24 protein-coding genes are annotated in these 26647 nt (G+C 68.2%); 17 read left to right on the top strand and 7 right to left on the bottom strand.

The features are described 5' to 3' along the window. The first annotated feature begins 158 nt into the window (after positions 1-158). From WHX56_RS26715 to rpmG, 3 genes are all read left to right on the top strand, one after another. Positions 159-1307 (top strand): Bcr/CflA family multidrug efflux MFS transporter, encoded by a 1149-nt coding sequence (locus WHX56_RS26715; protein ID WP_287752599.1) that lies wholly within the window; start codon positions 159-161, stop codon positions 1305-1307. A gap of 348 nt (positions 1308-1655) precedes the next feature. Beyond that, positions 1656-1892 carry a 50S ribosomal protein L28 gene (gene rpmB, locus WHX56_RS26720; protein WP_006223506.1) on the top strand — a complete coding sequence of 79 codons (237 nt, stop codon included), beginning with the start codon at positions 1656-1658 and terminating at the stop codon, positions 1890-1892. A 37-nt stretch (positions 1893-1929) separates the two neighbouring features. Continuing rightward, on the top strand, positions 1930-2097 hold the full coding sequence (gene rpmG / locus WHX56_RS26725; RefSeq protein WP_003810296.1) for a 50S ribosomal protein L33: 168 nt from the start codon (positions 1930-1932) through the stop codon (positions 2095-2097). 79 nt (positions 2098-2176) lie between these two features. On the opposite strand, the gene WHX56_RS26730 is transcribed toward rpmG, so the two are convergent. Then, positions 2177-3586, bottom strand: coding sequence for an MFS transporter (locus tag WHX56_RS26730; protein ID WP_338879451.1), 1410 nt, complete (start codon positions 3584-3586; stop codon positions 2177-2179). A gap of 67 nt (positions 3587-3653) precedes the next feature. Between WHX56_RS26730 and WHX56_RS26735 the strand changes: the two genes are divergently transcribed. The 4 genes from WHX56_RS26735 to WHX56_RS26750 all read left to right on the top strand — a co-directional run bounded on the left by WHX56_RS26735 (position 3654) and on the right by WHX56_RS26750 (position 8131). Continuing rightward, positions 3654-4052 carry a helix-turn-helix domain-containing protein gene (locus WHX56_RS26735; protein ID WP_338879452.1) on the top strand — a complete coding sequence of 133 codons (399 nt, stop codon included), beginning with the start codon at positions 3654-3656 and terminating at the stop codon, positions 4050-4052. A 154-nt stretch (positions 4053-4206) separates the two neighbouring features. Next, a complete protein-coding gene (locus tag WHX56_RS26740; protein WP_338879453.1) occupies positions 4207-5430 on the top strand; it encodes an ABC transporter substrate-binding protein in 1224 nt (407 codons plus the stop codon). Then, a complete protein-coding gene (locus WHX56_RS26745; RefSeq protein ID WP_338879454.1) occupies positions 5430-7307 on the top strand; it encodes an ABC transporter permease in 1878 nt (625 codons plus the stop codon). The genes WHX56_RS26740 and WHX56_RS26745 overlap by 1 nt, the downstream gene beginning before the upstream one ends. Next, positions 7304-8131 carry an ABC transporter ATP-binding protein gene (locus WHX56_RS26750; RefSeq protein WP_422393624.1) on the top strand — a complete coding sequence of 276 codons (828 nt, stop codon included), beginning with the start codon at positions 7304-7306 and terminating at the stop codon, positions 8129-8131. The genes WHX56_RS26745 and WHX56_RS26750 overlap by 4 nt, the downstream gene beginning before the upstream one ends. A 12-nt stretch (positions 8132-8143) precedes the next feature. Here WHX56_RS26750 and WHX56_RS26755 read toward each other — a convergent pair whose 3' ends face one another. From WHX56_RS26755 to WHX56_RS26770, 4 genes are all read right to left on the bottom strand, one after another. Next, positions 8144-9904, bottom strand: coding sequence for a SulP family inorganic anion transporter (locus WHX56_RS26755; RefSeq protein ID WP_287752586.1), 1761 nt, complete (start codon positions 9902-9904; stop codon positions 8144-8146). 127 nt (positions 9905-10031) lie between these two features. Beyond that, positions 10032-10904 carry a phosphonopyruvate hydrolase gene (locus WHX56_RS26760; protein ID WP_129241081.1) on the bottom strand — a complete coding sequence of 291 codons (873 nt, stop codon included), beginning with the start codon at positions 10902-10904 and terminating at the stop codon, positions 10032-10034. Between the two features lie 64 nt (positions 10905-10968). Continuing rightward, complete coding sequence (locus WHX56_RS26765; protein WP_338879455.1) at positions 10969-11517, bottom strand: hemerythrin domain-containing protein; 549 nt, start codon at positions 11515-11517, stop codon at positions 10969-10971. 12 nt (positions 11518-11529) lie between these two features. Beyond that, entirely contained in the window at positions 11530-12690 is a 1161-nt protein-coding gene (locus tag WHX56_RS26770; RefSeq protein WP_287752583.1) for a D-alanyl-D-alanine carboxypeptidase family protein, read from the bottom strand. Between the two features lie 349 nt (positions 12691-13039). On the opposite strand from WHX56_RS26770, the gene WHX56_RS26775 reads away from it, so the two are divergent. The 9 genes from WHX56_RS26775 to WHX56_RS26815 all read left to right on the top strand — a co-directional run bounded on the left by WHX56_RS26775 (position 13040) and on the right by WHX56_RS26815 (position 22668). Continuing rightward, a complete protein-coding gene (locus tag WHX56_RS26775; protein WP_129241265.1) occupies positions 13040-13522 on the top strand; it encodes an HU family DNA-binding protein in 483 nt (160 codons plus the stop codon). A 140-nt stretch (positions 13523-13662) separates the two neighbouring features. Beyond that, positions 13663-14184 carry a MarR family winged helix-turn-helix transcriptional regulator gene (locus WHX56_RS26780; RefSeq protein ID WP_129241078.1) on the top strand — a complete coding sequence of 174 codons (522 nt, stop codon included), beginning with the start codon at positions 13663-13665 and terminating at the stop codon, positions 14182-14184. Positions 14185-14258: 74 nt separating this feature from the next. Next, on the top strand, positions 14259-15479 hold the full coding sequence (locus tag WHX56_RS26785) for an MFS transporter (protein ID WP_287752393.1): 1221 nt from the start codon (positions 14259-14261) through the stop codon (positions 15477-15479). 102 nt (positions 15480-15581) lie between these two features. Continuing rightward, positions 15582-18239, top strand: a complete 2658-nt coding sequence (leuS, locus tag WHX56_RS26790) for a leucine--tRNA ligase (protein WP_287752392.1) — start codon at positions 15582-15584, stop codon at positions 18237-18239. Between the two features lie 11 nt (positions 18240-18250). Next, positions 18251-18913, top strand: a complete 663-nt coding sequence (gene lptE, locus WHX56_RS26795; protein ID WP_129241075.1) for an LPS assembly lipoprotein LptE — start codon at positions 18251-18253, stop codon at positions 18911-18913. Continuing rightward, complete coding sequence (holA, locus tag WHX56_RS26800) at positions 18914-19969, top strand: DNA polymerase III subunit delta (RefSeq protein WP_338879456.1); 1056 nt, start codon at positions 18914-18916, stop codon at positions 19967-19969. A gap of 117 nt (positions 19970-20086) precedes the next feature. Further along, positions 20087-21367, top strand: a complete 1281-nt coding sequence (locus WHX56_RS26805) for a glutamate-5-semialdehyde dehydrogenase (RefSeq protein WP_129241073.1) — start codon at positions 20087-20089, stop codon at positions 21365-21367. Positions 21368-21494: 127 nt separating this feature from the next. After that, positions 21495-21875 (top strand): hypothetical protein, encoded by a 381-nt coding sequence (locus WHX56_RS26810; protein ID WP_165360158.1) that lies wholly within the window; start codon positions 21495-21497, stop codon positions 21873-21875. Between the two features lie 4 nt (positions 21876-21879). Next, positions 21880-22668 (top strand): 2-keto-4-pentenoate hydratase, encoded by a 789-nt coding sequence (locus WHX56_RS26815; RefSeq protein WP_338879457.1) that lies wholly within the window; start codon positions 21880-21882, stop codon positions 22666-22668. On the opposite strand, the gene WHX56_RS26820 is transcribed toward WHX56_RS26815, so the two are convergent. Both WHX56_RS26820 and WHX56_RS26825 read right to left on the bottom strand, forming a co-directional pair. Continuing rightward, positions 22665-24080 (bottom strand): amidase family protein, encoded by a 1416-nt coding sequence (locus WHX56_RS26820; protein WP_338879458.1) that lies wholly within the window; start codon positions 24078-24080, stop codon positions 22665-22667. The genes WHX56_RS26815 and WHX56_RS26820 overlap by 4 nt on opposite strands. Positions 24081-24176: 96 nt before the next feature. Next, complete coding sequence (locus tag WHX56_RS26825) at positions 24177-25046, bottom strand: LysR family transcriptional regulator (RefSeq protein WP_338879459.1); 870 nt, start codon at positions 25044-25046, stop codon at positions 24177-24179. A 109-nt stretch (positions 25047-25155) separates the two neighbouring features. On the opposite strand from WHX56_RS26825, the gene WHX56_RS26830 reads away from it, so the two are divergent. Next, positions 25156-26553, top strand: coding sequence for an MFS transporter (locus WHX56_RS26830; protein WP_338879460.1), 1398 nt, complete (start codon positions 25156-25158; stop codon positions 26551-26553). Positions 26554-26647: the final 94 nt, after the last annotated feature.

The following is a 26647-nucleotide window of genomic DNA, read 5'->3' on the forward strand; positions in this document are numbered from 1 at the left end:
ACGGCCGAAACCTGCACGTCAGGTTATGCGTGATACAGTCGCTGACTTGGCCCAAAACATGCAACAAACCGCATCGGCGCCCTGTCCTGCGCTTTACCGCGATCCACATGCCCCCATCACATTCTTTCCGCAGCGGTCTGCCCGGCTGGCTCATTCTCATGGGCGCGCTGACGGCCATCGGCCCGTTCGCCATCGACATGTACCTGCCCGCGTTCCCCACGATCGCGGCGAACCTGGGCGTGTCCCGCGGCGACGTCGAGCGCACCCTGGCGGCCTATCTGATCGGGCTGGCGATGGCGCAGGTCTTCTACGGCCCCATGGCCGACCGCTACGGGCGCAAGCCGCCGCTGCTGGTGGGCCTGGCGCTGTTCATGGTGGCGTCCCTGGGTTGCGCGCTGTCCGGATCGGTCGAAACGCTGACCGGCTGGCGCGTCGTGCAGGCCATGGGCGGCGCAGCCGGCATCGTCATCCCGCGCGCGGTCATCCGCGACCACTATGAAACCCATGAAGCCGCCCGCGCCCTGTCGCTGCTGATGCTCATCATGGGCCTGGCCCCCATCCTCGCGCCGCTGATCGGCGGACAGTTGCTGGCCGTCGCCAGTTGGCGCAGCCTGTTCTGGGTGATGCTGGCGGGCGGGGCGATGCTGATGGTGGCGGTCCTGAAAATCATGAAGGAGTCGCTGGCGCCCGAACGCGCGGTGCCGCTGCGCTGGAACACGATCCTGCGGAACTACCGCGATCTGTTCGCGCATCGCGGCTTCATGGCGCACAGCCTGGCCGGCGGCTTCGGCCAGGCCGGCATGTTCGCCTACATCATCGGTTCGCCGCGCGTCTTCATCGAACTCTACGGCGTGCCGCCCCAGTACTACGGCCTGCTGTTCGGCACCAATGCGCTGTCGCTCATCGTGTGTTCGCAGATCAGCGCCCGGCTGCTGCGCAGCCACACGCCGCGGCAGTTGCAGCGCCGCGCGCTGACCTCGCTGGCCTGCGCCAGCCTGGCGGCGGTGGCGCTGACGCTGGCCGGCTGGATGACGCTGCCGCTGCTGATGCTGTGCCTGGTCGGCTACATGGGCAGCCAGGGCTTCGTGAATCCCAATTCCGCGGCGCTCGCGCTGGCGGACCAGGGCAAGCGGCTGGGCGCGGCGTCCGCGCTGTTGGGGACGCTTCAATTGTCCTGCGGCGCGCTCGCCGGCTTCGCGGTCAGCGCCTGGCAGGCGGACAGCGCCCTGCCCCTGACCACCACGCTCGCGGTCTGCGCCTGCCTGTCCTGGTTCTCCGGCCGCGTGGCGCAATTGCACAGCCACTAGCCGGGCCGCTTGATTTATTTACGTTTTTCGTATTAGAATCTACGTCTTCACATGAAGTTTCCCGTGCAGGACTACTATGCTTTGTAGTTCGGCACTCTGACCCCAACCGCGTAGGCGTCAAGAAATTCCAGCCCATTTTGAGAAATTTGGGAATCCAGGAATTTTTGCGGGTGGCAGGCAGCGGGTATAAGCACAGGGCGGGCCTGAATGGTCTTCCCCATCCACTAAGACTGGGTGGCCGGCAAAGCAGCATCGCGACAGGTTCGCGGTGCCCACAGCCCGGCGGCTGAACCCCCGTCTACTCCCCCCAAGCGATGCGCGTAAAGAACGACACAAAGAGGTGCATCCATGGCACGCGTATGCCAAGTGACCGGCAAAGGCCCGATGGTGGGCAACAATGTTTCGCACGCGAACAACAAGACCAAGCGTCGCTTCCTGCCCAACCTGCAATCGCGCCGGTTCTGGGTTGAAAGCGAAAACCGCTGGGTCCGCCTGCGTGTTTCGGCCAAGGCCATCCGCACGATCGACAAGAATGGCATCGACGCCGTCCTGGCCGACATGCGTGCCCGCGGCGAAATCGCCTAATCGGCCCTCCCGCCAATCTACATACTAGGAGCACGACATGGCCAAAGGTATCCGCGAAAAGATCAAGCTCGAGTCGACCGCCGGCACGGGTCATTTCTACACGACCACCAAGAACAAGCGCAACATGCCCGAGAAGATGCTGATCAAGAAGTTCGATCCCGTCGCTCGCAAGCACGTCGACTACAAGGAAACCAAGCTGAAGTAATTCAGCCGGTATCCCGGAAAGTCCGAAAAAAGGCCCTGCATCGCAGGGCCTTTTTTCATCGTCCCGCGCGGCCTCCCCGTCACAGGGGTTGATGGCCTCTTTGCCCGAAACGTCCGCCGATGGACACGACGACGGCAAACACAATCAGTCCGGCGCCGGCCAGGAATGTGGCGGTGAACGCCCTGGCGACTCCCTCCGCCGCCGCCCCCGCTATGCCCTGCGGCCCCAGGACGGCGGCAAACACGCCGGGCATGAGGGAGGCGCCGGCCATGAAGCCCAGGTTGCGCGACAGCCCCAGCAACCCCGACAGCATGCCGCGCTGCGCGTCGGCCGCGCCCAGCATGACGGCCGTGTTGTTTGCGGCGAGGAAAAGCTGGAATCCGGGCGTAAGCAGCATCAGGGCCACGGCATAGCCCGCGACGCCCAGGAATCTGGGAAGAAAGGCCAGGCAAACCAGGCCGACGATGGTCTGCAGCAGGCCGAGCAGCAGCGTGCGGGGCGCGCCGAAGCGATCGGTCATGCGTCCCGCGGGAATCCCCGAGACGGCGGCAACCAGCGGCCCCACCGCCATGACGAGGCCGGTCAGGACTTCGTTCAAACCGAGACCGAATGCCAGGAAGAACGGCCCGACGACCAGCACGGCCATCATGACCGTGGACATCAGCAGATTCATCGCCAGCGACGCAGCCGTCATCCGGTCGCGCAGGTGCGCGATGGGCACCAGGGGCAAAGCCGACCGCGATTCGACGAAAATGAAGAGCCCAAGCGCCGCGATACCCAGCGCCGCCAGCAGGCCGGGGTTCAGCGCTACGCCGGTCTTGCCTCCGACGGTGGCGAGCGCATAGAACACCAGCGCCATGACCAGCAAGACCGCGCCCGGCCAATCCAGGGATCGGGCCGGGGCAAGCTTGCGCGAGGCCGAGGCCGGGATCGCCCACGCGGCAAGCATCCCGACGCAGACGCCCAGGCAGGCCAGCAGGATGAACGCCGCCCGCCACCCCAGACCGGTAATCAGCACGCCGCCCAGGGAGGGACCCAACGCGGTGCCTATGGCCGACATCGTGCCGAACAGGCCCATCGCCGAGCCGATCCGTTCCTTGGCGACCACTTCCCGCGCCATCGAGAGCGGCAAGGCCATGAGGATCGCGCCGCCGATGCCCTGGATCGCCCGACCCGCGATCAGCGCGCCCAGGGTCGGGGCTGCCGCGCACAGCAGCGAGGCGGCCGCGAACGCCATCAAGCCGGCCATCAGCACGCGGCCGTGTCCGTAGAGGTCGCCCAGTTTTCCGGCCAGCACGATCATGACGGTGATCGAAATAAGATAGGCAAGCACCACCCACTGCACGGACGAGACCGATGCGGAGAATGCCTGCGCCAAGGTCGGCAGCGCCACGGTGACGATGCTGACCCCCAGCGATGCGAGCAGCATCGCGCCCGCGAGCGCCGCCAGCGCGGGCGGTGTCTTCTTCCTGTGAAATAGCGTTGCCATGGGGGTTTCCTTGCAGGGATAGGGGATGGCAACTACTATGCAACTTCAAGTCAACTTGAGGTCAAGCATGAGTCTTCTCGATATCGGCGTGCTGTCCAGGCGCAGCGGCGTGCCCGCCTCCACGCTGCGCTACTACGAAGAAGTCGGGCTGATCCAATCGCGCGCCAGGCGCGGCCTCAGGCGTCAGTACGGAGAGGAAACGCTGACCCAACTGATGTTGATCTTCCTGGGGAAAACAGCGGGCTTTTCCCTGCAAGAGATCGGGGAAATGTTCGACAAGGACGGCGCCCCCAACCTGCCCCGCCCCGTCCTGCACGAGCGGGCGGACGCGCTGGAGTGCCAGATCCGCCGATTGGCCGCCCTCAAGGACACGCTTCGGCACGTGGCCGATTGCCCGGCGCCCAGCCACATGCAGTGCCCGCATTTTCAGAAGCTCTTGCGCATCTCGCAAAGAGAGCTGGACTAAGCTATTGTGCTGTCAGGGTTTTTCCCGCGCCGCCGTTGCGGGGAATATTGAAAACGGACAGCGCGTTATTGCGGCACGGCAAAGACACATGCTTCAATTGGGCCGCCGCCCTCGCCCCGAGGCGCCCGATTCCCTCTCCAAGCGAATACCTGCCATGCTCCGTCCCTGCCTTACCCTGCTGCGCCGCGCCCTCGCGCCGGCTCTCCTGGCCCTGGCGCTGGCTCCGGCCGTCTCCGCCAAAGACAAGGAGCCGCCGATCCGCATCGGCGAGATCAACAGCTACAAGGCGATCCCCGCCTTCCTGGGCCCCTACAAGAAAGGCTGGCAGCTCGCGCAGGAACAGGTCAACGCCGGAGGCGGCGTGCTGGGCCGGAAACTGGAAGTCATCTCGCGCGACGACAACGGCAATCCCGGCGATTCGGTGCGCGCGGCCCAGGAATTGCTGGCCCGCGAGAAAGTCGACCTGCTGTTCGGGGGCTTTCTTTCCAACACCGGGCTGGCGCTGACGGATTTCGCCAAGCAGCAGCAGGTCTTCTTCCTGGCGGCCGAACCGCTCACCGACAAGATCACCTGGCAGGAAGGCAACCGCTATACGTACCGGCTGCGCCCGTCCACCTGGATGCACGTGGCGGCCCTGGCCCCCAAGGCGCTGGCCCTGCGCAAGAAGCGCTGGGCCATCGTCTATCCCAATTATGAATACGGGCAGTCGGCCGTGGCCACGTTCAAGGCCATGATGACGGCCTTCCAGTCCGACGTGGAATTCGTGGCCGAGCAGGCCGTGCCGCTGGGCAAGGTGGACGCCGGCGCTGTCGTGCAGGCCCTGGCCGACGCCAAGCCCGACGCGATCTTCAACGTGCTGTTCGCCGCCGACCTGACGCGCTTCGTGCGCGAAGGCAATACGCGCGGCCTGTTCGAGAACCGCGCGGTCGTCTCGGTGCTGTCCGGCGAACCCGAATACCTCGAGCCCCTGGGCGCCGACACGCCCACGGGCTGGATCGTCACCGGATACCCCTGGTACGCCATCGACACGCCGGCCAACACCGCCTTCGTCGAGGCCTACAAAAAACGCTACAACGAAACGCCCAAGGTGGGATCGGTGGTCGGCTATGCGTCGCTCATGTCCATCGCCGAAGGCCTGAAAGCGGCCGGCGCCGTGGACACCGAAAAGCTCGTCGACGCGTTCGCCGGCCTGAAGGTGGAGACGCCCTACGGCCAGATCCAGTACCGCAAGATCGACCACCAATCGACCATGGGCGTCTACGTGGGCGTGACCGCGCTCGAGGACGGCAAGGGCGTCATGAAGGACTTCGCCTATATCGACGGCGCCCGCCTGCAACCGCCCGACGAACAGGTCCGCAAGATGCGTCCGGCGCGCTGATGAGCTTTTCCGGACTGCTGCTGCAGCTACTCAACGGCCTGGCGGACGCCAGCGCGCTGTTCCTGGTGGCCGCCGGCCTGTCGCTGATCTTCGGCGTGACCCGCGTGGTGAACTTCGCGCACGGCTCGTTCTACATGCTGGGGATCTACCTGGCCTGGACCTTCACCGGCTGGTTCGGCGACGGCGCGGGCTACTGGGCGGGCCTGCTGCTGGCCGCGCTGGCGACCGGCGCCATCGGCGCGGCCGCCGAATGGCTGGTGCTCAAGCGCCTGTACCAGGCTCCCGAACTCTTCCAACTGCTGGCCACGTTCGCGCTGGTGCTCATCATCGGCGACGCCGCGCTGGCGGTCTGGGGCCCCGAGGACCTTTTCGCGGCCCGCGCGCCGGGGCTGTCCGGCGCCGTGCAGATCCTCGGCCGCCGCTATCCGCAGTACGACCTGCTGCTGATCGCGGCCGGCCCGGTGGTGCTGGGCCTGCTCTGGCTGTTGCTGATGCGCACCCGCTGGGGCCGGCTGCTGCGCGCCGCCGCGGAAAACCGCGCAATGCTGGCCGCGCTGGGCGTCAATCAGGCCTGGCTGTTCACCTCCGCCTTTACGCTGGGCGCCTTCCTCGCCGGCCTGGGCGGCGCGCTGGCCGCGCCGCGCGTGCCCGCCACGCTCGGACTGGACCTGGAAATCATCGCCAGCGCCTTCGTGGTCGTCGTCGTGGGCGGCCTGGGGTCCATTCCCGGCGCCTTCCTGGCCGCCCTGCTCATCTGTTCGGTCAAGGCCGTGTTCGTATTCCTGGGACAGGTGCAACTCGGCCCGTGGGTCTTCAACCTGTCCAAGCTCACGCTGCTGGCGGAATTCGCCGTCATGGCGGTGGTGCTGGTAGCGCGGCCCTGGGGCCTGCTGGGCAAGCCGCCCGCGCCGTCGTCCCACGCCGCCGCGCCCGAGCGTCCCATCGCGCCCGCGGGCCGGCGCCTGCGGCTGGCCTATGGCCTGCTGCTGGCCCTGCTGGCGCTCGCGCCGGTGGCGTCCATCCAATGGCCCTATCTGGGCATCCTGCTGACCGAAATCCTGATCGCCGCGCTGTTTGCCGCCAGCCTGCACTTCCTGACGGGACTGGCGGGCATGACGTCGTTCGGCCACGCCGCCTGGTTCGGCCTGGGCGCCTATGGCGCCGCGCTGCTGCTGAAACTGGCGGCCGTGCCGATGGAAGCGGCGCTGTTGCTCGGCCCCTTCGCCGCGGCGCTGGGCGCCCTGCTGTTCGGCTGGTTCTGCGTGCGCCTGTCGGGCGTGTACCTGGCGATGCTGACCCTGGCCGTGGCCCAGATCCTGTGGGCGCTGGCCTATCAATGGGACGACGTGACGGGCGGCAGCAACGGGCTGATCGGCCTGTGGCCGTCGGCCTGGCTGGCGCGCGGGCCGTGGTTCTACTACGTCACGCTGGCGCTGTGCGCCGCCGGCATCTGGTGGCTGCGCCGCCTGGTGTTCTCGCCGCTGGGCTACGCGCTGCGCGGCGTGCGCGATTCTTCCCTGCGCGCCGAGGCGCTGGGGATGGACACCCGGCGCGTGCAGTGGGCGGGCTTCGTGGCGGCATCCTTCGCCGCGGGCCTGGCGGGCTCGCTCTACGCGTTCTCCAAGGGCAGCATCGCGCCCGACGTGCTGGCCGTGAGCCGGTCGGTCGACGGCCTGGTCATGGTGCTGCTGGGCGGCTTGCAGACCCTGGCCGGCCCGCTCGTGGGCGCGGCGTCCTACACCTGGCTGCAGGACGCCGCCGCGCGCAGCACCGAGTACTGGCACGCCGTGCTGGGGCTGGCCATCCTGGCCCTGGTCATGGCCTTTCCCGAAGGCCTGGCGGGCGCCGCCGCGCGCTTGCGCGGGAGGCCGGCATGAGCCCGCCGGGCCGCCCCGAGGGCGAATACCGGAATGCGCGGCATGAAGGCAGCCCAGTGAACGCCGCCGATCCCTTGCTGCAAGTCCGCGGCCTGCGGAAATCGTTCGGCGGCATCGACGCGCTGGCCGGCGTGTCGTTCACGCTGGAGGCCGGCCGGATGCTGGCGCTGATCGGGCCGAACGGCGCCGGCAAATCCACCTGCTTCAACGTGCTGGGGGGCCAGTTGCGCCCCGACGCCGGCTCGGTCCGGATGGACGGCCGCGAACTGGTGGGCCTGTCCGCCGGCAGGATCTGCCGGCTGGGCGTGGGCCGGACCTTCCAGACCGCCGCCACCTTCCGTTCCATGACGGTGCGGGAAAACGTGCAGACGGCGCTGCTGTCCCGCGACCGGCTGCTCTTCAACCCCTGGCGCCGGGCCGGCCGGCACGCGGTCGACGAAGCCATGGCCCTGCTGTCCCAGGTGCGGATGGCGGACAAGGCCGCCGAGCCTTGCGGCACGCTGGCCTACGGCGACGTCAAGCGGGTCGAGCTGGCGATGGCGCTCGCGCACCAGCCGCGCCTGCTGCTGATGGACGAACCCACCGCGGGCATGGCCACCAACGAGCGCCACGCGCTGATGCGGCTGACCCGCCAGTTGGCCGACACGCAGCGCATCGCCGTGCTGTTCACGGAACACAGCCTGGACGTGGTGTTCAAGCACGCCGACCGCATCGCCGTGCTGGTGCGCGGCAGCCTGCTGGCGGAGGGCGATCCCGCGGCGATCGCGGCCGATGAACGGGTCAAGGCCGCCTACCTGGGCACGGACGCGCCGCAGCCGGCCTGAGCGCCGACCGCCTCAGCCCCCGCTTTGCGGGCTGTCCGGCTGGCATTCCCAGAAGATCCTGGCCTGGCAGCCCGCGCAGATGCCGCGGTCCAGCCTGGCGTAGATGGCATGCAGCGCCGTCGCCTTGTCGGGGAACACGTGATCCTCGCCCAGGCGGCCCAGGAATCCCGTGCGGCGCCACATCTCCAGCACCTCGGGCCGCGGCCGATGGAAATACAGGTCGCCGCCCATGGCCCTTCTCGCGGCCAGCTCGTCTTCCCAGACCTGCGCGCCGGCCAGGTCGATGAAATTCATGCTCTTGGCCATCACCAGCAGATGGCGAGGCGCGCCCGGCGCGGCGCGCAGTTCGTGCAGGCGCTGCGCCACGTGCGCCGCGGCGCCGAAATAGACGGAGCCTTCCATGCGCAGCAACTTCAACTGGGGACATTCCGGCAACGCGTCCCGCTGGTGCTCCAGCACGACGAAGCGCCGCTCCAGCCCGCGCGAATCGAACCCCATCGTGCGCATCGCGGGGCGCGAAGTACGGTGCAGGTAGACCATCAGCGACAGCACCGTGCCCAGCAGGATCGCCACCTCCATGCGGATGGTGATGGTGGCGGCCAGGGTCGCGCCGGCGATGACGCACTCGCTCGGCTGGGTGCGGATCAGTTGCCGCCAGCGGGGAATGTCCAGCAAGGTCCAGGCGACCAGCAACAGCAGCCCGGAGATGGCGGCATGGGGAATCCTGGCCAGCAGGGGCGCCGACAAGGCCACCAGCACCATCAGCAGCAGCGCCGAAAACACGGAGGCAAGCGGCGTCTTCGCGCCCGCCTCGTAATTGGGAACCGACCGGTTCAGCGACCCGCAGGACAGGTAGCAGGAAAAGAACCCGCCCACGATATTGGAGAGCCCCTGCCCCACGAACTCGCGGTTCGCGTCGATGCGCTGGCCCGAGCGCGTGGCCACGGCCTTGGCGATCGAAATCGATTGCGCCAGGGCCACGATGGTCAGCGCGAAGGCCAGGCTCAGCAGGTCGGGCAAGGCGCGCCAGTCGACGCTGGGCACATGGAAGGGAGGCCAGGGCTGGGCGATGGCGCCCAGCACCGACACCGGCTTGCCGTCGGCCAGCGCATTGAACGCCGCGGCCGCCAGCACGCCCGCCGCCAGCCCCGCCAGCATGTACGGCTTGCGCTTGTCCAGCCGGCGCACCAGCAGGGCCACCGCCAGCGTCGCCAGCGTCACCAGTACCGCGCCCCAGTGCGCCTGCCCGATGTTCGCGCCCAGGCTCGCCAGCAAGGCGCCCGCGCCGTGCGAGCCGGGCGCCGGCAGCCCCAGCGCGTCCTTCAAGGCGTGCACGGCAATCAACAGGGCAGCGCCGCTGGTAAAGCCGAACAGGGCCGAAGGCGAAATGAAATGCGCCAGAGATCCCAGCCTCAGGGTGCCCACCAGCCATTGCATCGCGCCGACCAGCACCGTCACGGCCAGGGCCAACTGGATGTACTCGGGGCTGCCGGCGGCCGCCAGGGGCGTCAGCACCGCATAGAGCGCCAGCGAATTGGCATTGGTGGGGCCGGACATGACGTGCCGGCTGGAGCCGAACAGCGCGGCGACGATACAGGGAACGATCGCGGAATACAGGCCGTACTCGGGCGGAAGGCCCGCCAGCATGGCGAATGCGACGCCCTGCGGCAGTACCAGCAATGCGCCCAGCAGGCCCGCGGCCAGATCGGCGCGCAAGGTCGGCGCGTTGACATCGTCGACCCACGGGCCGAACAACCGGCGCGCAACGTTCATCCCCCCCTGCATCATTCCTTCTCGTCCCCAGGCGTCTGCTCTTGAATCGGCCCCGCCTCCGGCCGGTCGGGCGGGAGGCAGGGCCGTCTAGCGTAATCGCTAGCCCCGGCGCGCGCAACGCGCCCGCCTACTTCAGATAGCGGCGCTCCAGTTCCCGCATGCCCGCATCGCCTTGCAACCCGATGATTTCCTTGACCGAAGGCAGGCCGGCGTCGACCTCGTGGATGCCGCCGTCGCGCCGGATGCGGGCGAAGACGTCGCGCATCGCGCCCACCGCGGCCCGGATGGCGTGGTTGCCGTAGATCACCAGCCCGACCTTGCCCAGCGCCTGGATGTCGGACTCGCGCAATTGCGGATAGGCGGTGGGCACCAGCACCAGCGGCACCCGCCCCCGCCATGCCGCCACGAAGGACAGGATCTCGCCGGGCTCGCTCTGCCTGGAATGGATCAGGATCGCATCCGCGCCCGCGGCCTCGTACGCCGACGCCCGAGCCAGCGCCTCCTGTTCGCCCGCCCCCGCGATCAGCGCCTCCGTCCGGGCGATCACGCAGAAATCCGCGTCGCGGCGCGCGCCGCAGGCGGCTTCGACCTTGCCCTGGAATTCCTCGATCCGCACCAGTTCCTGCCTGCCGGCGGCGCGCAGGCTGGTGTCCTTGGGAAAGGTCTTGTCCTCCATCACCACGGCCGAACAGCCGGCCGCTTCGTACTGCGGCACGATATAGGACACGTTGACCGCGTTGCCGAAGCCGGTGTCGATGTCGGCGATGACGGGAACGTCCACCGCGGCCGCGATCGCCCGCATCATGTCCAGGTGCTGCGAGTGCGAAAGGATGTTGGCGTCGGGCACCGCGTAGCTGGCCGAGAGCTCGAAGCCGCTGCCCCATATGGCGTCGAACCCGGCCTCGGCCGCCAGCCTGGCGGACAGGGGATTGTGCGCCGACATGGCGTGCGTCAGGACGGAATCCTGCAATTTCTGGCGGAAGCGGGCGTTGCGATTCATGGCGGACGTATCTGCGGAACGGGACACCCCGCATCGTAGCGCCAATCGGACTTGCGCCGCGGCCTCAGCCCGCCTCGCCCCCGCGCCGCGATTTCATGGCCTGGCCGATCGCGGCCAGCGCATCGTCCGATATCAGCCGTGCCGCCATGGGCAGCAGTTCGTCTTCCTCGCGCCGGATGTGCGCGGCGTAGGCATCGGTGAAATCCTTGATTTCATGCGCGGGCAGATCGGCGGGCCGCCCGTCGGCGATCTCGGAAAGCGCCCTGCGCAGCGGCTCCCAGCGCCGCGCCAGTTGCCGGTGCTCGGCGACCAGCCCGTCCACGAGCGCATGCAGGCAGACCGCGTCGGAGCCGGCCATGGAATCGATCAGGGCCGGGAACAGGTCCTCTTCCTCGTCCTCGTGATGATGGACGGCCGCGGTATCGAAGTACCGCAGGACGCTGGCCGCGGCAGTCTGGGCCGCCGCGTCGCTGCCGTGCGTGGGCAGGTGCGCGGCCAGCCGCCCGAGCGTGGCGCATTGGCGGGCGATGCGCCCGTGACAGGCCGACAGCAGGGCCAGCGGATCGTTCGCTCCCGGCGCCGGCGCCGGACCTCCAGGAAAACTCACCGCCATCGCACACCTCCGTTATCCCGCGTGGCCGCGCCACCACAAGCGGATGGAATCCCACGCGCGCCCCGCGAATCCCGCCTCGGCCACCGGCTCCAGCGCCACCACGGGGAACTGCATGGCGGGCTTGCCGTCGACCAGCACGCGCACGGCGCCCACCGTGGCCTGCGCCGCGATCGGCGCGACCAGCGGCTCCTGCGGCGTCCAGACCGGCTCCACCTTGGCGCCGGCGGGCACCGTCACGTAGGCGTCGCGCACGAACCCGGCCTTCAGGCTGTCGGCCTCGCCCTTCCAGACCTCGGGCGTCGCCACCGCTTCGCCGCGGGCGTAGAGCTTGATGGTATTGAACCCCTGAAAGCCCCACTCCAGCAACTCGCGGCTTTCCTGGGTGCGCAGCTTGTCGGACGCCGTTCCGACGACCACCGTGATCAACCGGCGCTCGCCCGCGCCGTTGGGCCGTTTCGCGCTGGCCACGATGCAATAGCCCGCCGATTCGGTATGCCCCGTTTTCAGGCCGTCCACGCTGGGATCCAGCCACAGGAGCCTGTTGCGGTTCGGCTGCGTGATCTTGTTGTAGGTGAATTGCCTGGCGGAATCGTAGGTCTTGTAAAGCTGGGGATAGTCGCGGATGAAGCGCGCGGCCAGGACCGACAGGTCGCTCGCGGTGGAATAGGTGCCCGGGTCCGGCAGCCCGTGCGGGCTGGCGAAGCGCGTGGCGTGCAGGCCCAGTTTCGCGGCGGTGTCGTTCATCCGGACCACAAAGGCCTCGACGCTGCCCGACACCGCCTCGGCCAGGGCGATGGCCGCGTCGTTGCCCGACTGGATCATCAGCCCGCGCAGCAGGTCGTCCACCGACACCTTCGAGCCGGGCTCGAGGAACATCTTCGAACTGCCCGCCGGCACTTTCCAGGCGCGCGTCGAAACGGTGACCATCTGGGCGGCCGACAATTCCTTCTTGCTCAGGGCCTCGAACACGACGTACGCGGTCATGATCTTGGTCAAGGACGCGGGTTCGATCCGCGCCGCCGCGGCATGCGAGGCGATGACCTGCCCGCTGGTCTCGTCCAGCAAGAGCCAGGCCTTCGCCGACAACGCCGGCGCGGGCATGGGCTGCGCCATGGCGCCCGAAACACACGCGGCCGCAACGATCAGGCTCGCCGCCAACTTCTTCATCGACATATAGCTGCTTCACTTCCATGCATGGTTTTCTCTCGCGCGGGAGCCGGCGCAAACGCCTTCAGGCAAGCCTCCGGCCGCCTGGCGCGCTCCCGCGCCGCCCGCAATTGGAACATGCGCGGCGCGGTTGGTTCACTGGCCGCGGCGCGTGAAAGAATGGGCCATGGATGTCACTACATCTTGCAGGAACCCTTGCAGAAAGCACTTTCTGCGCCGAAAACAACAAACAACGACTGAAAACCCGCTGGAAAGCCGCATTTACCGCCACTCTTCCGCTATCATCGGGCGCGTAGCGTCAAATGCCGATAACCGGCACGCGCTGCTCCATGTCCTCAACATACGGATTTTGACCATGGCCACGAAAGCAAAAGCTCCTGCCAAGAAAGTCACCAAGCCCGCCGCCAAGGCGCCCGCGAAGAAGGCAACTGCCGCCAAACCCGCTGTGAAGCCTGCTGCAAAGCCCGCTGTGAAGCCGGCAGCGAAGAAGGTCGTCGCCGCCAAGAAGGTCGCCGCTGCCCCCAAGGCCATCAAGGCTGCTCTGAACAAGACCCAGCTCATCGCCTACCTGGTTGAGCAATCCGGCGTCGAAGCCAAGGCCGTCAAGGCCGTCCTGGCCAGCCTGGAAACCTCGGTGCTGGGTTCCGTGGACAAGAAGGGCGCCGGCGAATTCACGCTGCCCGGCCTGTTCAAGGTCTCCGTGCAGAAGGTTCCCGCCAAGGCCAAGCGCTTCGGCAAGGATCCGTTCACGGGCGCAGAGCGCTGGTTCCCCGCCAAGCCGGCTTCGGTCAAGGTGAAGGTTCGCCCGCTCAAGAAGCTGAAGGACGCCGCGCAGTAATTCCGCGCGAGTATCCGGTCAAGCCGGAAGGGCCCGCCTCGCAAGAGGCGGGCCCTTCTTTTTTAATCGCGCGCATTGCGCGTTCCGGCATGCCGCTGGTAGAATTTATCTTCACGTAAAGATACTTTATATGGAAATAAATGGCGCCCGCGAACGACCTCGTCGATCTGGTGATCTCGCAATGGACCGAGGAATGTCCCGGCCAGGACTTCTCGCCCATGTCCGTCGTCACCCGCGTATTCCGCCTGAATGCCCTGGCCACGCGCAACGTGAACCGCGGCTTTCGGCGCCACACCCTGCACCAGGGCGAATTCGACGTGCTGGCCACGCTGTACCGCAGCGGCGCGCCCTATGCCCTCAATCCGCAGAAACTGGTCGAAGCCCTGCTCCTGACCTCGGGCGCGATGACCAACCGGCTGGATCGCCTGGAACAGGCCGGCCTGCTTGTCCGCAGCCCCAATCCGGACGACCGGCGCGGCGTCATCGTCTCGCTCACCGCCGAAGGCCTGCGCCTCATCAAGGCGGTGCTGAAGGACTATATGAAGGACCTGAACGAATTGCTGGAGCCGCTATCGGCCAGTGAGCGCAGGCAATTGGCCGGCCTGCTGAAGAAGATGCTGATCAGACTGGACCAGGAAACGCCCGGCGGCATCGAGGCCTGAGCCCGCCGCCCCCGAATGCATCCCGCCGCCGCCCGCGCCCTGGGCGCAACGCCGTTTTTCCCCGCCCGAGACCCATGAACTCCGCTTCCCGCTCCCCCCAGGCGCCAGCGCTGACCGCGCCGATCATTCTGCTGATGTCCGTCGCCACTGGCCTCGCCGTCGCCAGCAACTACTATGCGCAGCCGCTGCTGCACACCATCGGCGAACAATTCTCGCTGTCCACCGCCGCCGCCGGCGCCATCGTCACCACCGCGCAGCTAAGCTACGCGGTCGGCCTGATGCTGCTGGTGCCGCTGGGCGACATGTTCGAGCGCCGCGGCCTGATCGTACTGATGAGCCTGCTGTCCTCGGGCAGCCTGCTCATTTCGGCCTTCGCTCCCAATATCTCCGTCCTGATCGTGGGCACCGCCCTGACGGGCATGCTGTCCGTGGTGGCGCAGATCCTGGTGCCCTTCGCCGCCACGCTGGCCGCCCCCCACGAACGCGGCAAGGCCGTGGGCACGGTCATGAGCGGGCTGCTGCTGGGCATATTGCTGGCCCGCACCGTCGCGGGCGCGCTGGCCGACGTGGGAAGCTGGCGCACGGTGTACTGGGTGGCGGCCATCCTGATGCTGATCATGTCCGCCGCCCTGTGGCGCGTGCTGCCCCGCTACCAGAGCCCCGCGGGCCTGAGCTACCCCCGCCTGCTGGCCTCCATCCTCCGGATGTTCGTCGAAGAACCGCTGTTCCGCGCCCGCTCGCTCCTGGGCGGGCTGCTGTTCGCCGCCTTCAGCATGCTGTGGACGCCCCTGACCTTCCTCCTGGCCAGCCCTCCCTATCAATACAGCAATACGACGATCGGCCTGTTCGGGCTGGCCGGCGCCGCGGGCGCCTACGCCGCCAACCGGTTCGGGCGCCTGGCCGACCGCGGCCTGGGCAACCTGGCCACCCGCGTCGGGCTGCTCCTGCTGCTGGGTTCGTGGGGATTGATGGCGTTCGGCCAGGTATCCGTGATCGCCCTGCTGCTGGGCATCCTGGTGCAGGACCTGGCGATCCAGGGCGTGCACGTCACCAACAGCAGCGCCCTCTACCGGATGCGCCCCGAGGCGCGCAGCCGCCTGACGGCCGGCTACATGACCAGCTACTTCATCGGCGGCGCATCCGGTTCGCTGGTATCGTCCTGGCTGTACGCCCATTTTGGCTGGCCCGGCGTGGTCACGGCGGGCGCCGTTCTCGGAGGGATTACGCTGGCGTACGGCACCCTGGCGCCAAGCGCGCGCATCCCCGAAACGGCCCCGCCCCCTGCCCGCGCCTAGCACCTCCTATAATTAGGGGTTTTGACCGCTCCCGCATCCGGCCGCCCGCGCGCCCGGCGCGGCCGGGCGGCTCACCCTTTTTTTGCCACCGTGCACGAGCCCATGCAGGAACGTTACCTCCCCAATATCGTCGAAGCAGCCGCCCACCAAGACTGGCAGGCCCGCGACGTCTACCTGGTCCACGAACACGCGACGAACGCCGACGGCTCCGAAAAGCCGAAGTTCTACGCCTGCTCGATGCTGCCCTACCCCAGCGGCAAGCTGCACATGGGCCACGTGCGCAACTACACCATCAACGACATGATGGCGCGCCAGTTGCGCATGCGCGGCTACAACGTGCTGATGCCCATGGGCTGGGATGCCTTCGGCATGCCGGCGGAGAACGCCGCCATCAAGTCCAAGGTGCCGCCGGCGAAGTGGACCTACGACAACATCGCCTACATGAAGAAGCAGATGAAGGCGATGGGCCTGGCGATCGACTGGTCGCGCGAAATGTGCGCCTGCGATCCCCAGTACTACAAGTGGAACCAGTGGCTGTTCCTCAAGATGCTGGAAAAGGGCGTGGCCTACCGCAAGACCCAGGTCGTCAACTGGGATCCGGTGGACCAGACCGTGCTGGCCAACGAACAGGTCATCGACGGCCGCGGCTGGCGTTCGGGCGCGCTCGTCGAAAAGCGCGAGATCCCGGGCTACTACCTGCGCATCACCGATTACGCCGACGAACTGCTGGGCGCCGTCCAGAACGACCTGCCCGGCTGGCCCGAGCGCGTGCGCCTGATGCAGGAAAACTGGATCGGCAAGTCCGAGGGCCTGCGCTTCGCCTTCCCGCACAAGATCGCCGGCCCGGACGGCCAGCCGATCCAGGACGGCAAGCTGTACGTCTTCACGACCCGCGCCGACACCATCATGGGCGTGACCTTCTGCGCGGTGGCGCCTGAGCATCCCCTGGCCACGCAGGCCGCCTTGTCCAATCCGCAACTGGCCGCATTCATCGAGCAATGCAAGCTGGGCGGCACGACCGAGGCCGAAATGGCCACGCGCGAAAAGGAAGGCATGCCCACCGGCCTGTTCGTCACGCACCCCGTCACGGGCGCCGAGGTCGAGGTCTGGGTCGGCAACTATGTGCTCATGACCTACGGCGACGGCGCCGTCATGGGCGTGCCGGCGCATGACGAACGCGATTTCGCCTTCGCGAAGAAATACGACCTGCCCATCGTCCAGGTCGTGGACGTGGCCGGCAAGGCCTACTCCACCGACGCCTGGCAGGAATGGTACGGCGACAAGCAAGCCGGCCGCACCATCAATTCCGGCAAGTACGACGGTCTCTCGCACAAGGAAGCGGTCGACGCCATCGCCGCCGACCTGGGCGCGCTGGGCCTGGGCGAAAAGCAGACCACCTGGCGCCTGCGCGACTGGGGCATTTCGCGCCAGCGCTACTGGGGCACCCCGATCCCCATCATCCATTGCGCGGATTGCGGCCCTGTCCCGGTCCCCGAAAAGGACCTGCCCGTCGTCCTGCCCGACGACCTGATCCCCGACGGCAGCGGCAACCCGCTGGCCAAGAACGAAGCCTTCCTGTCCTGCGCCTGCCCCAACTGCGGCAAGCCCGCGCGCCGCGAAACGGACACGATGGACACGTTCGTGGATTCGTCCTGGTACTTCATGCGCTACACCTCGCCGGGCAACGACCGCGCCATGGTCGACGCGCGCAATGACTACTGGATGCCGATGGACCAGTACATCGGCGGCATCGAGCACGCCGTGCTGCACCTGCTGTACGCCCGCTTCTGGACCAAGGTCATGCGCGACATGGGCCTGCTCAACTTCGACGAGCCCTTCACCAAGCTGCTGTGCCAGGGCATGGTGCTGAACCACATCTATTCGCGCAAGACGCCCCAGGGCGGCATCGAGTACTTCTGGCCCGAAGACGTCGAAAACGTCTATGACGACCGCGGCGCCATCGTCGGCGCCAAGCTGAAGTCGGACGGCTCGGCCATCACCTACGGCGGCGTGGGCACGATGTCCAAGTCCAAGAACAATGGCGTCGATCCGCAATCGCTGATCGACACCCTGGGCGCCGACACGGCCCGCCTGTTCGTCATGTTCGCCAGCCCGCCCGAGCAAACCCTCGAATGGTCCGACTCCGGCGTCGAAGGCTCGAACCGCTTCCTGCGCCGCCTCTGGTCGATCAGCTACGCCCGCCGCGACGCCATCGCGCGCGGCCTGGCACATGGCGCCGACTGGTCGCAAGCCCAGGCCGCCGTCAAGGACCTGCGCCGCGAGGTCTACACGCTGCTCAAGCAGGCCGACTACGATTACCAGCGCATCCAGTACAACACCGTCGTGTCCGCCTGCATGAAAATGCTGAACGCCATCGACGACGCCAAGCTGTCCGAAGACGCCGCGTCCGACGCCGCTTGCGCCGAGACCCTTGGCGTGCTGCTGCGCGTGCTGTACCCGGTCGTCCCGCACATCACCTGGCACCTGTGGCAAGACCTCGGTTACGCCAAGGAGCTGGGCGACCTGCTGGACGCGCCGTGGCCGCACGTGGACGAAGCGGCGCTGGTCGCCGACGAAATCGAGCTGATGCTCCAGGTCAACGGCAAGCTGCGCGGCTCGATCCGCGTGGCCGCCAAGGCAGCCAAGGAAGACATCGAGAAGCTGGCGGCCGCGCAGGAAGAGGTCGCCCGCTTCCTGGAAGGCCGTCCGCCCAAGCGCGTCATCGTCGTCCCGGGCAAACTGGTCAACGTCGTAGGCTGATGAGGTCAAGCATGCACTTCGCCGGGCAACAAACGCACTCCTCCCGCCAACCCTGGCTGCTGCGCGGCGCCTGCCTGGCGCTGTTCATGCTGCTCTCCGCCTGCGGCTTCGCCTTGCGGGGAGTCACTCCCCTGCCGTTCGAAACGCTGTACATCGGCATCCCCGACAACACCCAGTTCGGCGCCGACGTGCGCCGCTCGGTGCGCGCGGCGTCGCCGAACACCAGGCTGGTCGAAGACACCAAAGAGGCCCAGGCCATCCTCCAGCAGGTCTCCGACTCGCGGACCTTGCGCGAGGTCTCGCTGAACGCGCAGGGCCGCGTCGAGGAATACGAACTGGGGATCAACTACACGTTCCGTCTCATCGACGCCAAGGGCCGGGCCGTGATTCCGGACACGACGCTGTCGATCTACCGCGAAATGCCCTACGACGACCAGGTCGTGCAGGCCAAGCAGGGCCAGATCGAGACGCTGTACCGCGCCATGCAGCGCGATCTGGTGTCCCGCCTGCTGCGCCGCCTGACCGCTCCGGACGTGAGCAGCGCCTTCGAGAACGCCGAGCGGCGCGGCGAAGAAGGCGAAATCCCGCTGTACGATCCGAACGCGCCCGAACCGCAAAGCACGCCGGCGCCCTGGCAGACGCCGTCCACCACCGACCCGGCCATCCTGCGCTAAATGGCACAGCTCCTGGACGCGGACCGCCTGGCCGAGCACCTGCAAAGGCCGGGCAACCGGCTGGCGCCGCTGTACACGGTGTCCGGCGACGAACCGCTGCTGGTGACCGAGGCCGTCGACGTGCTGCGCGCCTCGGCCCGCAACGCCGGCTATACCGACCGCCTGTCCATGGTGATGGATGCGCGCAGCGACTGGAGCTCGGTCACCGCCGCCACCCAAAGCGTGTCGCTGTTCGGCGACCGCCGCATCCTCGAAATCAAGATCCCCACCGGCAAGCCCGGCAAGGCCGGCGCCGATACCCTGGCCCGGCTGGCCGAACAGGCCGAGAAGCAGGCCGACCCGGACACGCTCGTCCTGATTTCGCTGCCCCGCCTGGACAAGGCCACCCGCGATAGCCGCTGGGCGCAGGCGCTGAGCCGCGGCGGCATAATGGTCGATATCGCCGGCATCGAGCGGGGCCGCCTGCCCGCGTGGATCGGCATGCGTCTCGCGCGCCAGAACCAGCGCGCCGACAACGCCACCCTGCAATGGATGGCCGACAAAGTGGAAGGCAACCTGCTGGCCGCCCACCAGGAAATCCAGAAACTGGGCCTGCTCTACCCCGAAGGCCAGCTTGCGGCGGAAGACGTGGAACGCGCGGTGCTGAACGTGGCGCGCTATGACGTCTTCGGCCTGCGCGACGCCATGCTCGCCGGCGACACGGGCCGCACCATCCGCATGATCGACGGCTTGCGCGCCGAAGGCGAGGCGCTGCCGCTGGTGCTGTGGGCGGTGGGCGAAGAAATCCGCCTGCTGGCCCGCGTCGCGGAGGCCCGCGCCCTGGGGCAGGACGTCAACGGCCTGATGCGCCGCCTGCGCATTTTCGGCGCGCACGAACGCCTTGCCCTGCAGGCCCTGGGCCGGGTCCAGCCGGGCGTCTGGCCGGCCGCGGTGCAGCACGCGCACGAAGTCGACCGCCTGATAAAAGGCCTGTCGGTGCCGGGCCGCCTGTCCGACCCCTGGGAAGAAATGACCCGGCTCGCGCTGCGCGTCGCCGCCGCTGGCGGACGACCGTGAAGGCGGCATAGCCGCCGCCTCCGCCTCGCCCCTCCGGCCGCCTGACCGGAGGTTCGCCCGGCCGTCCGGCCGGATATACACTGATTCTCCAGGCGGCTTCCATGCCGCCCCACATTCATGATCGACGCCGCCATGTCCTCGTCCTCCATCGAACAAGCCATGCTCACCCTGGGCGAAAACGCCCGCCGCGCCTCGCGCGCCATGATGCGCGCCACCGGCGCCGCCAAGAACCAGGCGCTGCTGGCCATGGCCGACGCCCTGGCCGCCAGCCACGACGAACTCAAGGCGGCCAACGAAAAAGACGTCGCCGCCGCCCGCGCCAACGGGCTGGAGCCCGCGCTGCTGGACCGCCTGACCCTGTCCGACAAGACGCTCGCGCACATGGCCGAAGGCCTGCGCCAGATCGCGGCCCTGCCGGACCCGATCGGCAGCATTACCGCCACCACGGTGCGGCCCAACGGCATGCGCGTCGCCCAGATGCGCGTCCCGCTGGGCGTGATCGGCATCATTTACGAATCCCGCCCCAACGTGACGATCGACGCCGCCGCGCTGTGCCTGAAGTCCGGCAACGCCGCCATCCTGCGCGGCGGCAGCGAAGCGCTGCACTCCAACATCGCGCTGGGCCGCATCGTGCAGAAAGGCCTGGCCGCCGCCGGTCTGCCGCAAGACGCGGTGCAGGTCGTGGCCACCGCGGACCGGGCCGCGGTCGGCAAGCTCATCACCATGACCGAGCACATCGACGTCATCGTGCCCCGCGGCGGCAAGGGCCTGATCGCCCGCCTGTCCCAAGAGGCCCGCGTGCCGCTGATCAAGCATCTGGACGGCAATTGCCACGTCTATATCGACGCGGCGGCGGATCCCGACAAGGCGCACGCCATCGCCTTCAACGCCAAGACCTACCGCTACGGCATCTGCGGCGCCATGGAGACCCTGCTGGTCGACGCGGTGGCCGCCGTCTCGCTTCTTCCCGGCCTGGCCGCGGATTTCGCCGAGCACGGCGTCGAACTGCGCGGATGCCCCCGCACCCTGGCCCTGCTGCCGCACGCCAAGCCGGCCACCGAGGAAGACTGGGCGACGGAATACCTGGGGCCCATCCTGGCGGTGCGCATCGTCGACTCGCTGGACGACGCCATCGAACACATCGCGCGCTGGGGTTCCGGCCACACCGACGCGATCGTCACCGAGGACCTGTCCGCCGCGCAGCGCTTCCAGCGCGAGGTCGACTCAAGCTCGGTCTACGTCAACCTGCCGACCTGCTTCGCCGACGGCTTCGAGTACGGCCTCGGCGCCGAGATCGGCATCTCCACGAACCGCCTGCACGCGCGCGGCCCGGTCGGCCTGGAAGGCCTGACCACGCTGAAGTGGGTGCTGAGCGGCGAAGGCCAGGTGCGAGGCTGAGTCCTCCGCGCGGAGACTGACGCGGCCCTGAACACGGGGCCGCGGTCAGCCTTCTACAATACGGCCAGGCAATCCGCCGGCTTCTTGTCATCCGAACGCGGCCTACCGCGCAACTCCGAGACCCCCCATGCATTCAGCCGCCATTTCCATGGCCTTCAGCCTTTTCGTGCTGTGCTTCATCACTTGCTCAATCAGCGGCATCGTCCTGTTCTTCCTCAAGAGCAAGCAGATCAACGCGACGCTGAAGCACCCCTACCTTCAGCATCGTCCGTTCAACCAGTATCCGCTGTCGATCCAGGCGGCGATCATGCTGGATTATTTCTTCCGGCTGATGTTCCCGGACACCCGCTTCTGGCTGATCGGCAACGCCAACGACCTGCTGGGCCACGTCGATCCGAAGAAGACGCCGCTGGCCCTGAAATGGCCGATCGTCGGCTTCTGGGGCTCTTGCTGGCTGGGTTTGATCGCCATGATCGCCCTCTGGATCATGCTGTATCTGGGAGTTTGATCGCATGCAGATCAGAATCGAAGACTATCCCGGTTGCCTGGAAGCCGCCCGCTACCTGATCGCCGCGCGCGAATCCGGCGTCGCCGGCCCCCGCCTGCCCGCCGGCTGCCGCCCGCAATCGCTGGGCCAGGCCTTCGCCGTGCAGCAACGCACCGCGCAGTTGCTGCTGGAAGACCGCCAGGACGGCATCGCCGCCTGGAAAAGCGCGCTGCCTTCGCCCGAGAAGACCGTCGTCGCTCCCATCTATGCGTCCACCGTCGCCTATGCCGAAGCCGGCCCGATCGCCGCGCGGACCGACGTGCTGCGCATCGAACCCGAGATCGCGTTCGAGATCGCTCAGGACCTGCCCGCCCGCACTCAGCCTTACACCGAGGCCGAAATCGACGCCGCGATCGGCGGCGCGCGCCTGGCGCTGGAAGTCCTGGGCTGCCGCTACGCTTCGCCGGAACACGCCAGCCTGCCGGAACTCCTGGCCGACCACATGTTCAACCTGGGGCTGGTGCTGGGCCCGCGCATCGCATCGCCCCATGCAGCGCCCGGCAGCATGAGCATCACGCTGTCCGTGGACGGCGCCGAGATCGAACAGCACGCGGGCATCCACCCGAACGACCGCCCCAAGGCCGGGCTGTACTGGCTGGCCAACTTCCTGCGCGGACAAGGCCTGGGGCTGCGCGCCGGCCAGCATGTCATCACCGGCTCGTACGCCGGCTTCCTGGACGTGCCGGCCAATCGCGACGTGGAGCTTGCCTACGGCGACATCGGCGTCCTGCGCCTGCGGTTCAGCAAGCCCTAGCGGGCCGCGGGCTCGGCGATGCCGACGGCTTCGCCGGCCGCCTCGATGATTTCGCCGACCGCCAGGCACAGGTCCTCGCGGTAGCGTCCCGCCACCACCTGCACACCGACCGGACTCGGGCCCGCGCCGCTCATGGCGGAACCCATCGCGACCGACAAGCCCGGCAATCCCATGAACGGCACGCCAATCTGCGTCATCTGCGCGCGCCAGACCCGGGCATAGGCCTCGTCGCCCTGCAGATCGAGCTTGTCCGGAAAGGGCAGCTCCGCGGACACCGGCAACAGCAGCACCGGATACTCCGCGAAGAACCGCTCCCACAGGCGCGTGAGCGTGGCGCGGCGCGTCAGTACCGCCGAGAAGCCGGCGAGGTCGATAGCGGCCGCGTTGCCGCGCTGGCCGGCCAACGCGACCAGCGCGCCGCGGTCGCCTTCTTTTTCAGCGGCCGCGACCAGGGCGTCGTAACCGTCCGCCAGCCACATGCGGATCTGCAGGTCCGCCGCCTCTTGCATCGGAGGCACGGCATCCAGGGTATCCACCGTCCAGCCGGCCTCGCTGAGCCGGCGCGCCGCCTCCTGCAAGGCCTTGACCACGGCGGGCTCGGTTTCCATGCCGTCGGGATTCAGGCATAGCGCGGCCCGGCGCGGCGCATCGGGCCCCGTCAACGGAGCCGGAACCCACCAGGGATCGCGCGGGTCCGGCGCCGCCAGCGCCGCCAGGCCCAGCCGCAGATCGGCGATGCTGCGCGCCAGCGGCCCCGATACCGCGGTCAGTTGCGCGCCGATGGCGCGTTCAGGCAGCGCCGCGTTGTAGGCCGCCACGCGCCCCAGCGAGGGACGCAGCCCGTGGACGCCGCAGGCATAGGCCGGATAGCGGATGGACCCGGCGATATCGGTGCCGTGCGCCAGGTGTCCGATGCCGGCCGCGACCGCGGAGGCCGCGCCGCCCGACGAGCCGCCCGGCGTGAGCGCCGGGTTGCGCGGATTCAGCGTGTCGCCATGCAGCAGGTTGCCGGTGAACCAGCGCAGCGAAAACGCCGGCGTGTTGGTGCGGCCCAGGATGACCGCGCCCGCCCGCCGCAGGTTGTCCACGACCGGGCTGTTCTCGGCGGCGATCAGGTCCTTCTGCAGGCCCACGCCGTTGGTGGTGGCGAAACCGGCCTGGTCCACGTTGACCTTGACCGTGACGGGCACGCCCGCCAGCGGACCGGCCTCTTCGCCGCGCGCCAGGGCCGCATCCACCTCGGCCGCCTGCGCGAGCACCGTTTCGGGCCGATAGTCCACCACCGCGTTGATGGCGGGGTTGACGGCGTCGAGGCGCTCCAGCGCGCTTTGCGCGGCTTCGCGGGCGGACACTTCACGCTTGCGGATACGGGCGGCAAGCTCAACTGCGGACAAACGCCAAAGATCGGACACGCGCGACTCCTGAGTCAGGGTTTTTGCAGGGTTCGCCCACCTTAGCGCCAGCCGCCGCCGCCCACAAGCCACCCACAAGCCGCCCCGGCCGCGCCGCTACTTGTCCTCTTCGAACACCTCGACGATCGCGTCCGCCACGGCGCGCACGCGGGCCGTGCGGTTCAGGTCTCCGTGCATCACCAGCCAGAGATCGTAGGATTCGCTGCGGGCCGGCCAGATGCGGACCAGATCCGGGTAGTCGGGCGCCATGTGCGTGGGCAGCTCGCCGATGCCCAGGCCCGCCACCACGGCCTCGATGATCATCAGGCCCGAATTCAGTTCCACGCCGAGGCGGCCGTTGCCCGTCGGCTCTCCGCAGAACGCGTCGGACCAGCCCGGCAGCACCGACTGCTGGTAGGTCACCAGCGTGTGCCCCGCGAACGCCGTGCCCGGACGCGGCTCGCCGTGCGCGGCCAGGTATGCCCGGGACGCGTACAGCCCCACTTCCTTGCGCGCCAGGTGCCGGCAGATCAGATCAGGGTTGTCCGGCCTGAGGTTGCGTATCGCCAGGTCCGCCTCGCGGCGCGTCAGATTGCTCATCTGGATCGCCGTGGACAGCGTCACGCGAATGTCGGGATGCTGGGCGTGCACGCGCCGGATGGCCTCCATGATGAAGTATTTGGCCACGGTTTCCGACGTCGCCACCCGCACCGCGCCGGACAGCCGGTGGTCCAGCCCCTGCATCTGGCGCTGCAACTGGTCGGCCGCCTGCTCCATGTGCTCCGCCGCGGCGAAGGCCAGCTCGCCCGCGGCCGTGGGCACGTAGCCGCCCGGGGTGCGCAGGAACAGCCGCGCATCCAGGGACGACTCCAGCGCCGCCAGCCTGCGGCCGGCCGTGGCCTGGTCGATCTGTAGCAGGGCCGCCGCGCCGCGCAGCGTGCCCACCCGGTAAATGGCCAGGAAAATCCTGGCGTTGTCCCAATCCATGCGGAATCCCATAGATGCACTTTTGCATCACTATAAAGCAGTTCTTCGGCTTTTTTGCATCACGCAGAACTCCTACGCTTCATCCCTCGAAAGCCGCTGAGCCCTCACCATGAATTCCGCCTGCCCCCATGCTTCCGCCCTGGATGCCAAACCCGCCGCCGTCACCGGATGGCTGCCGCTCGTCACGCTGGCGATCGGCTTCGTCATGGCCATGCTGGACGTCACCGTCGTCAACGTGGCCCTCCCCAGCATTGCGCTGCAATTCACGGTTCCGCTGACGGACCTGGTCTGGATCGTCGACGGCTATACGCTCACGTTCGCGGCCCTGCTGCTGGTGGCCGGCGCGCTGGCCGACCGCTACGGCGCCAAGACCATCTATCTGGCGGGCCTGGGCGTCTTCACCTTCGCGTCCCTGCTTTGCGGGCTGGCGCCGGACGCGGACATCCTCATCCTGGCCCGCATGCTGCAAGGCCTGGGCGCGGCCCTGTTCATGCCCAGTTCCCTGAGCCTGCTCACCCACGCCTACGACGACGAGCAGGTGCGCAATCGCATGCTGGCGGCCTGGTCGGCGATCGTGGCGGTCTCCGGCGCGGCAGGTCCGCTGATGGGCGGCATGCTGATCCACCAATTCGGCTGGCGCGGCATCTTCCTCATCAATATCCCGCTGGGGATCGCGGGCCTGTGGCTGGCTCGCCGCCGCATCCAGGCGGCGCCCCGCCGGCCGCGCGCGCTCAATCCGCTGAGCCACCTGCTGGGAGTCATCGCCCTGTCTTCGCTGTGCTTCGTGCTGATCCAGGGCAACGCCTACGGCTGGTCCTCCAGCCCGATCGCGTTCGCGGCCGCCCTGTTCCTGGGCGCGGCGGCGCTGCTGGTCCGCCGCGAACGCGGCCACGCCGAACCCATCATTCCCCGCGAGCTCTTCGCGACCGCGCAGTTCGCGGCGGCCAACGGCATCGGCTTTCTGATCAATCTGGCCGCCTACGGCCAGCTCTTTCTGCTCAGCCTGTTCCTGCAGCAGGCGCGCGGGGCGGACGCCCTGCAGACGGGCATCCAGTTGGTGCCGATGCTGGCGGTGTTCTCCATCGGCAACCTGATCTCCGGCCGCATGTCCGCGCGCTGGAACGTATCGGCCTCGCTGATCGGCGGCGTATCGCTCGCCGCGGCCATGAGCGCGGTCGCCATCTTCGCGGTCACGCCCGCGACCGCCTACTGGCCTTTCGCCATCATCATCGCGCTGGCCAACCTGGGCGTGGGCATCGCCGTGCCCGCGATGACCAGCGTGGTCATGCAAGTATCGGGCAAGCGCCACGCGAACAGCGCCGCGGCGGCGCTGAACGCCAACCGCCAGTCGGGCGCGCTGGTCGGCGTCGCCCTGATGGGGACCATCCTGCATCTGCTGTCCGATTGGCGCGATGCCCTGCCCGCCGCCTACGCCATCATCGCCGCAAGCTACCTGCTGGCCTCCGCGCTGGGATGGCGGCATCTGCGCCGCGCCCGCAATGCCTGAACGCCCGCGGGCGGCGCGGCCGGCGGCAGCGCCCGCGCGCATGGCAAGGGGCCGGCGTTTGCTTCACAATGCTCCTATTCACCCGACCAGGAGC

It is taken from the genome of Achromobacter veterisilvae, assembly GCF_037619525.1.
GTDB lineage: Bacteria > Pseudomonadota > Gammaproteobacteria > Burkholderiales > Burkholderiaceae_B > Achromobacter > Achromobacter veterisilvae.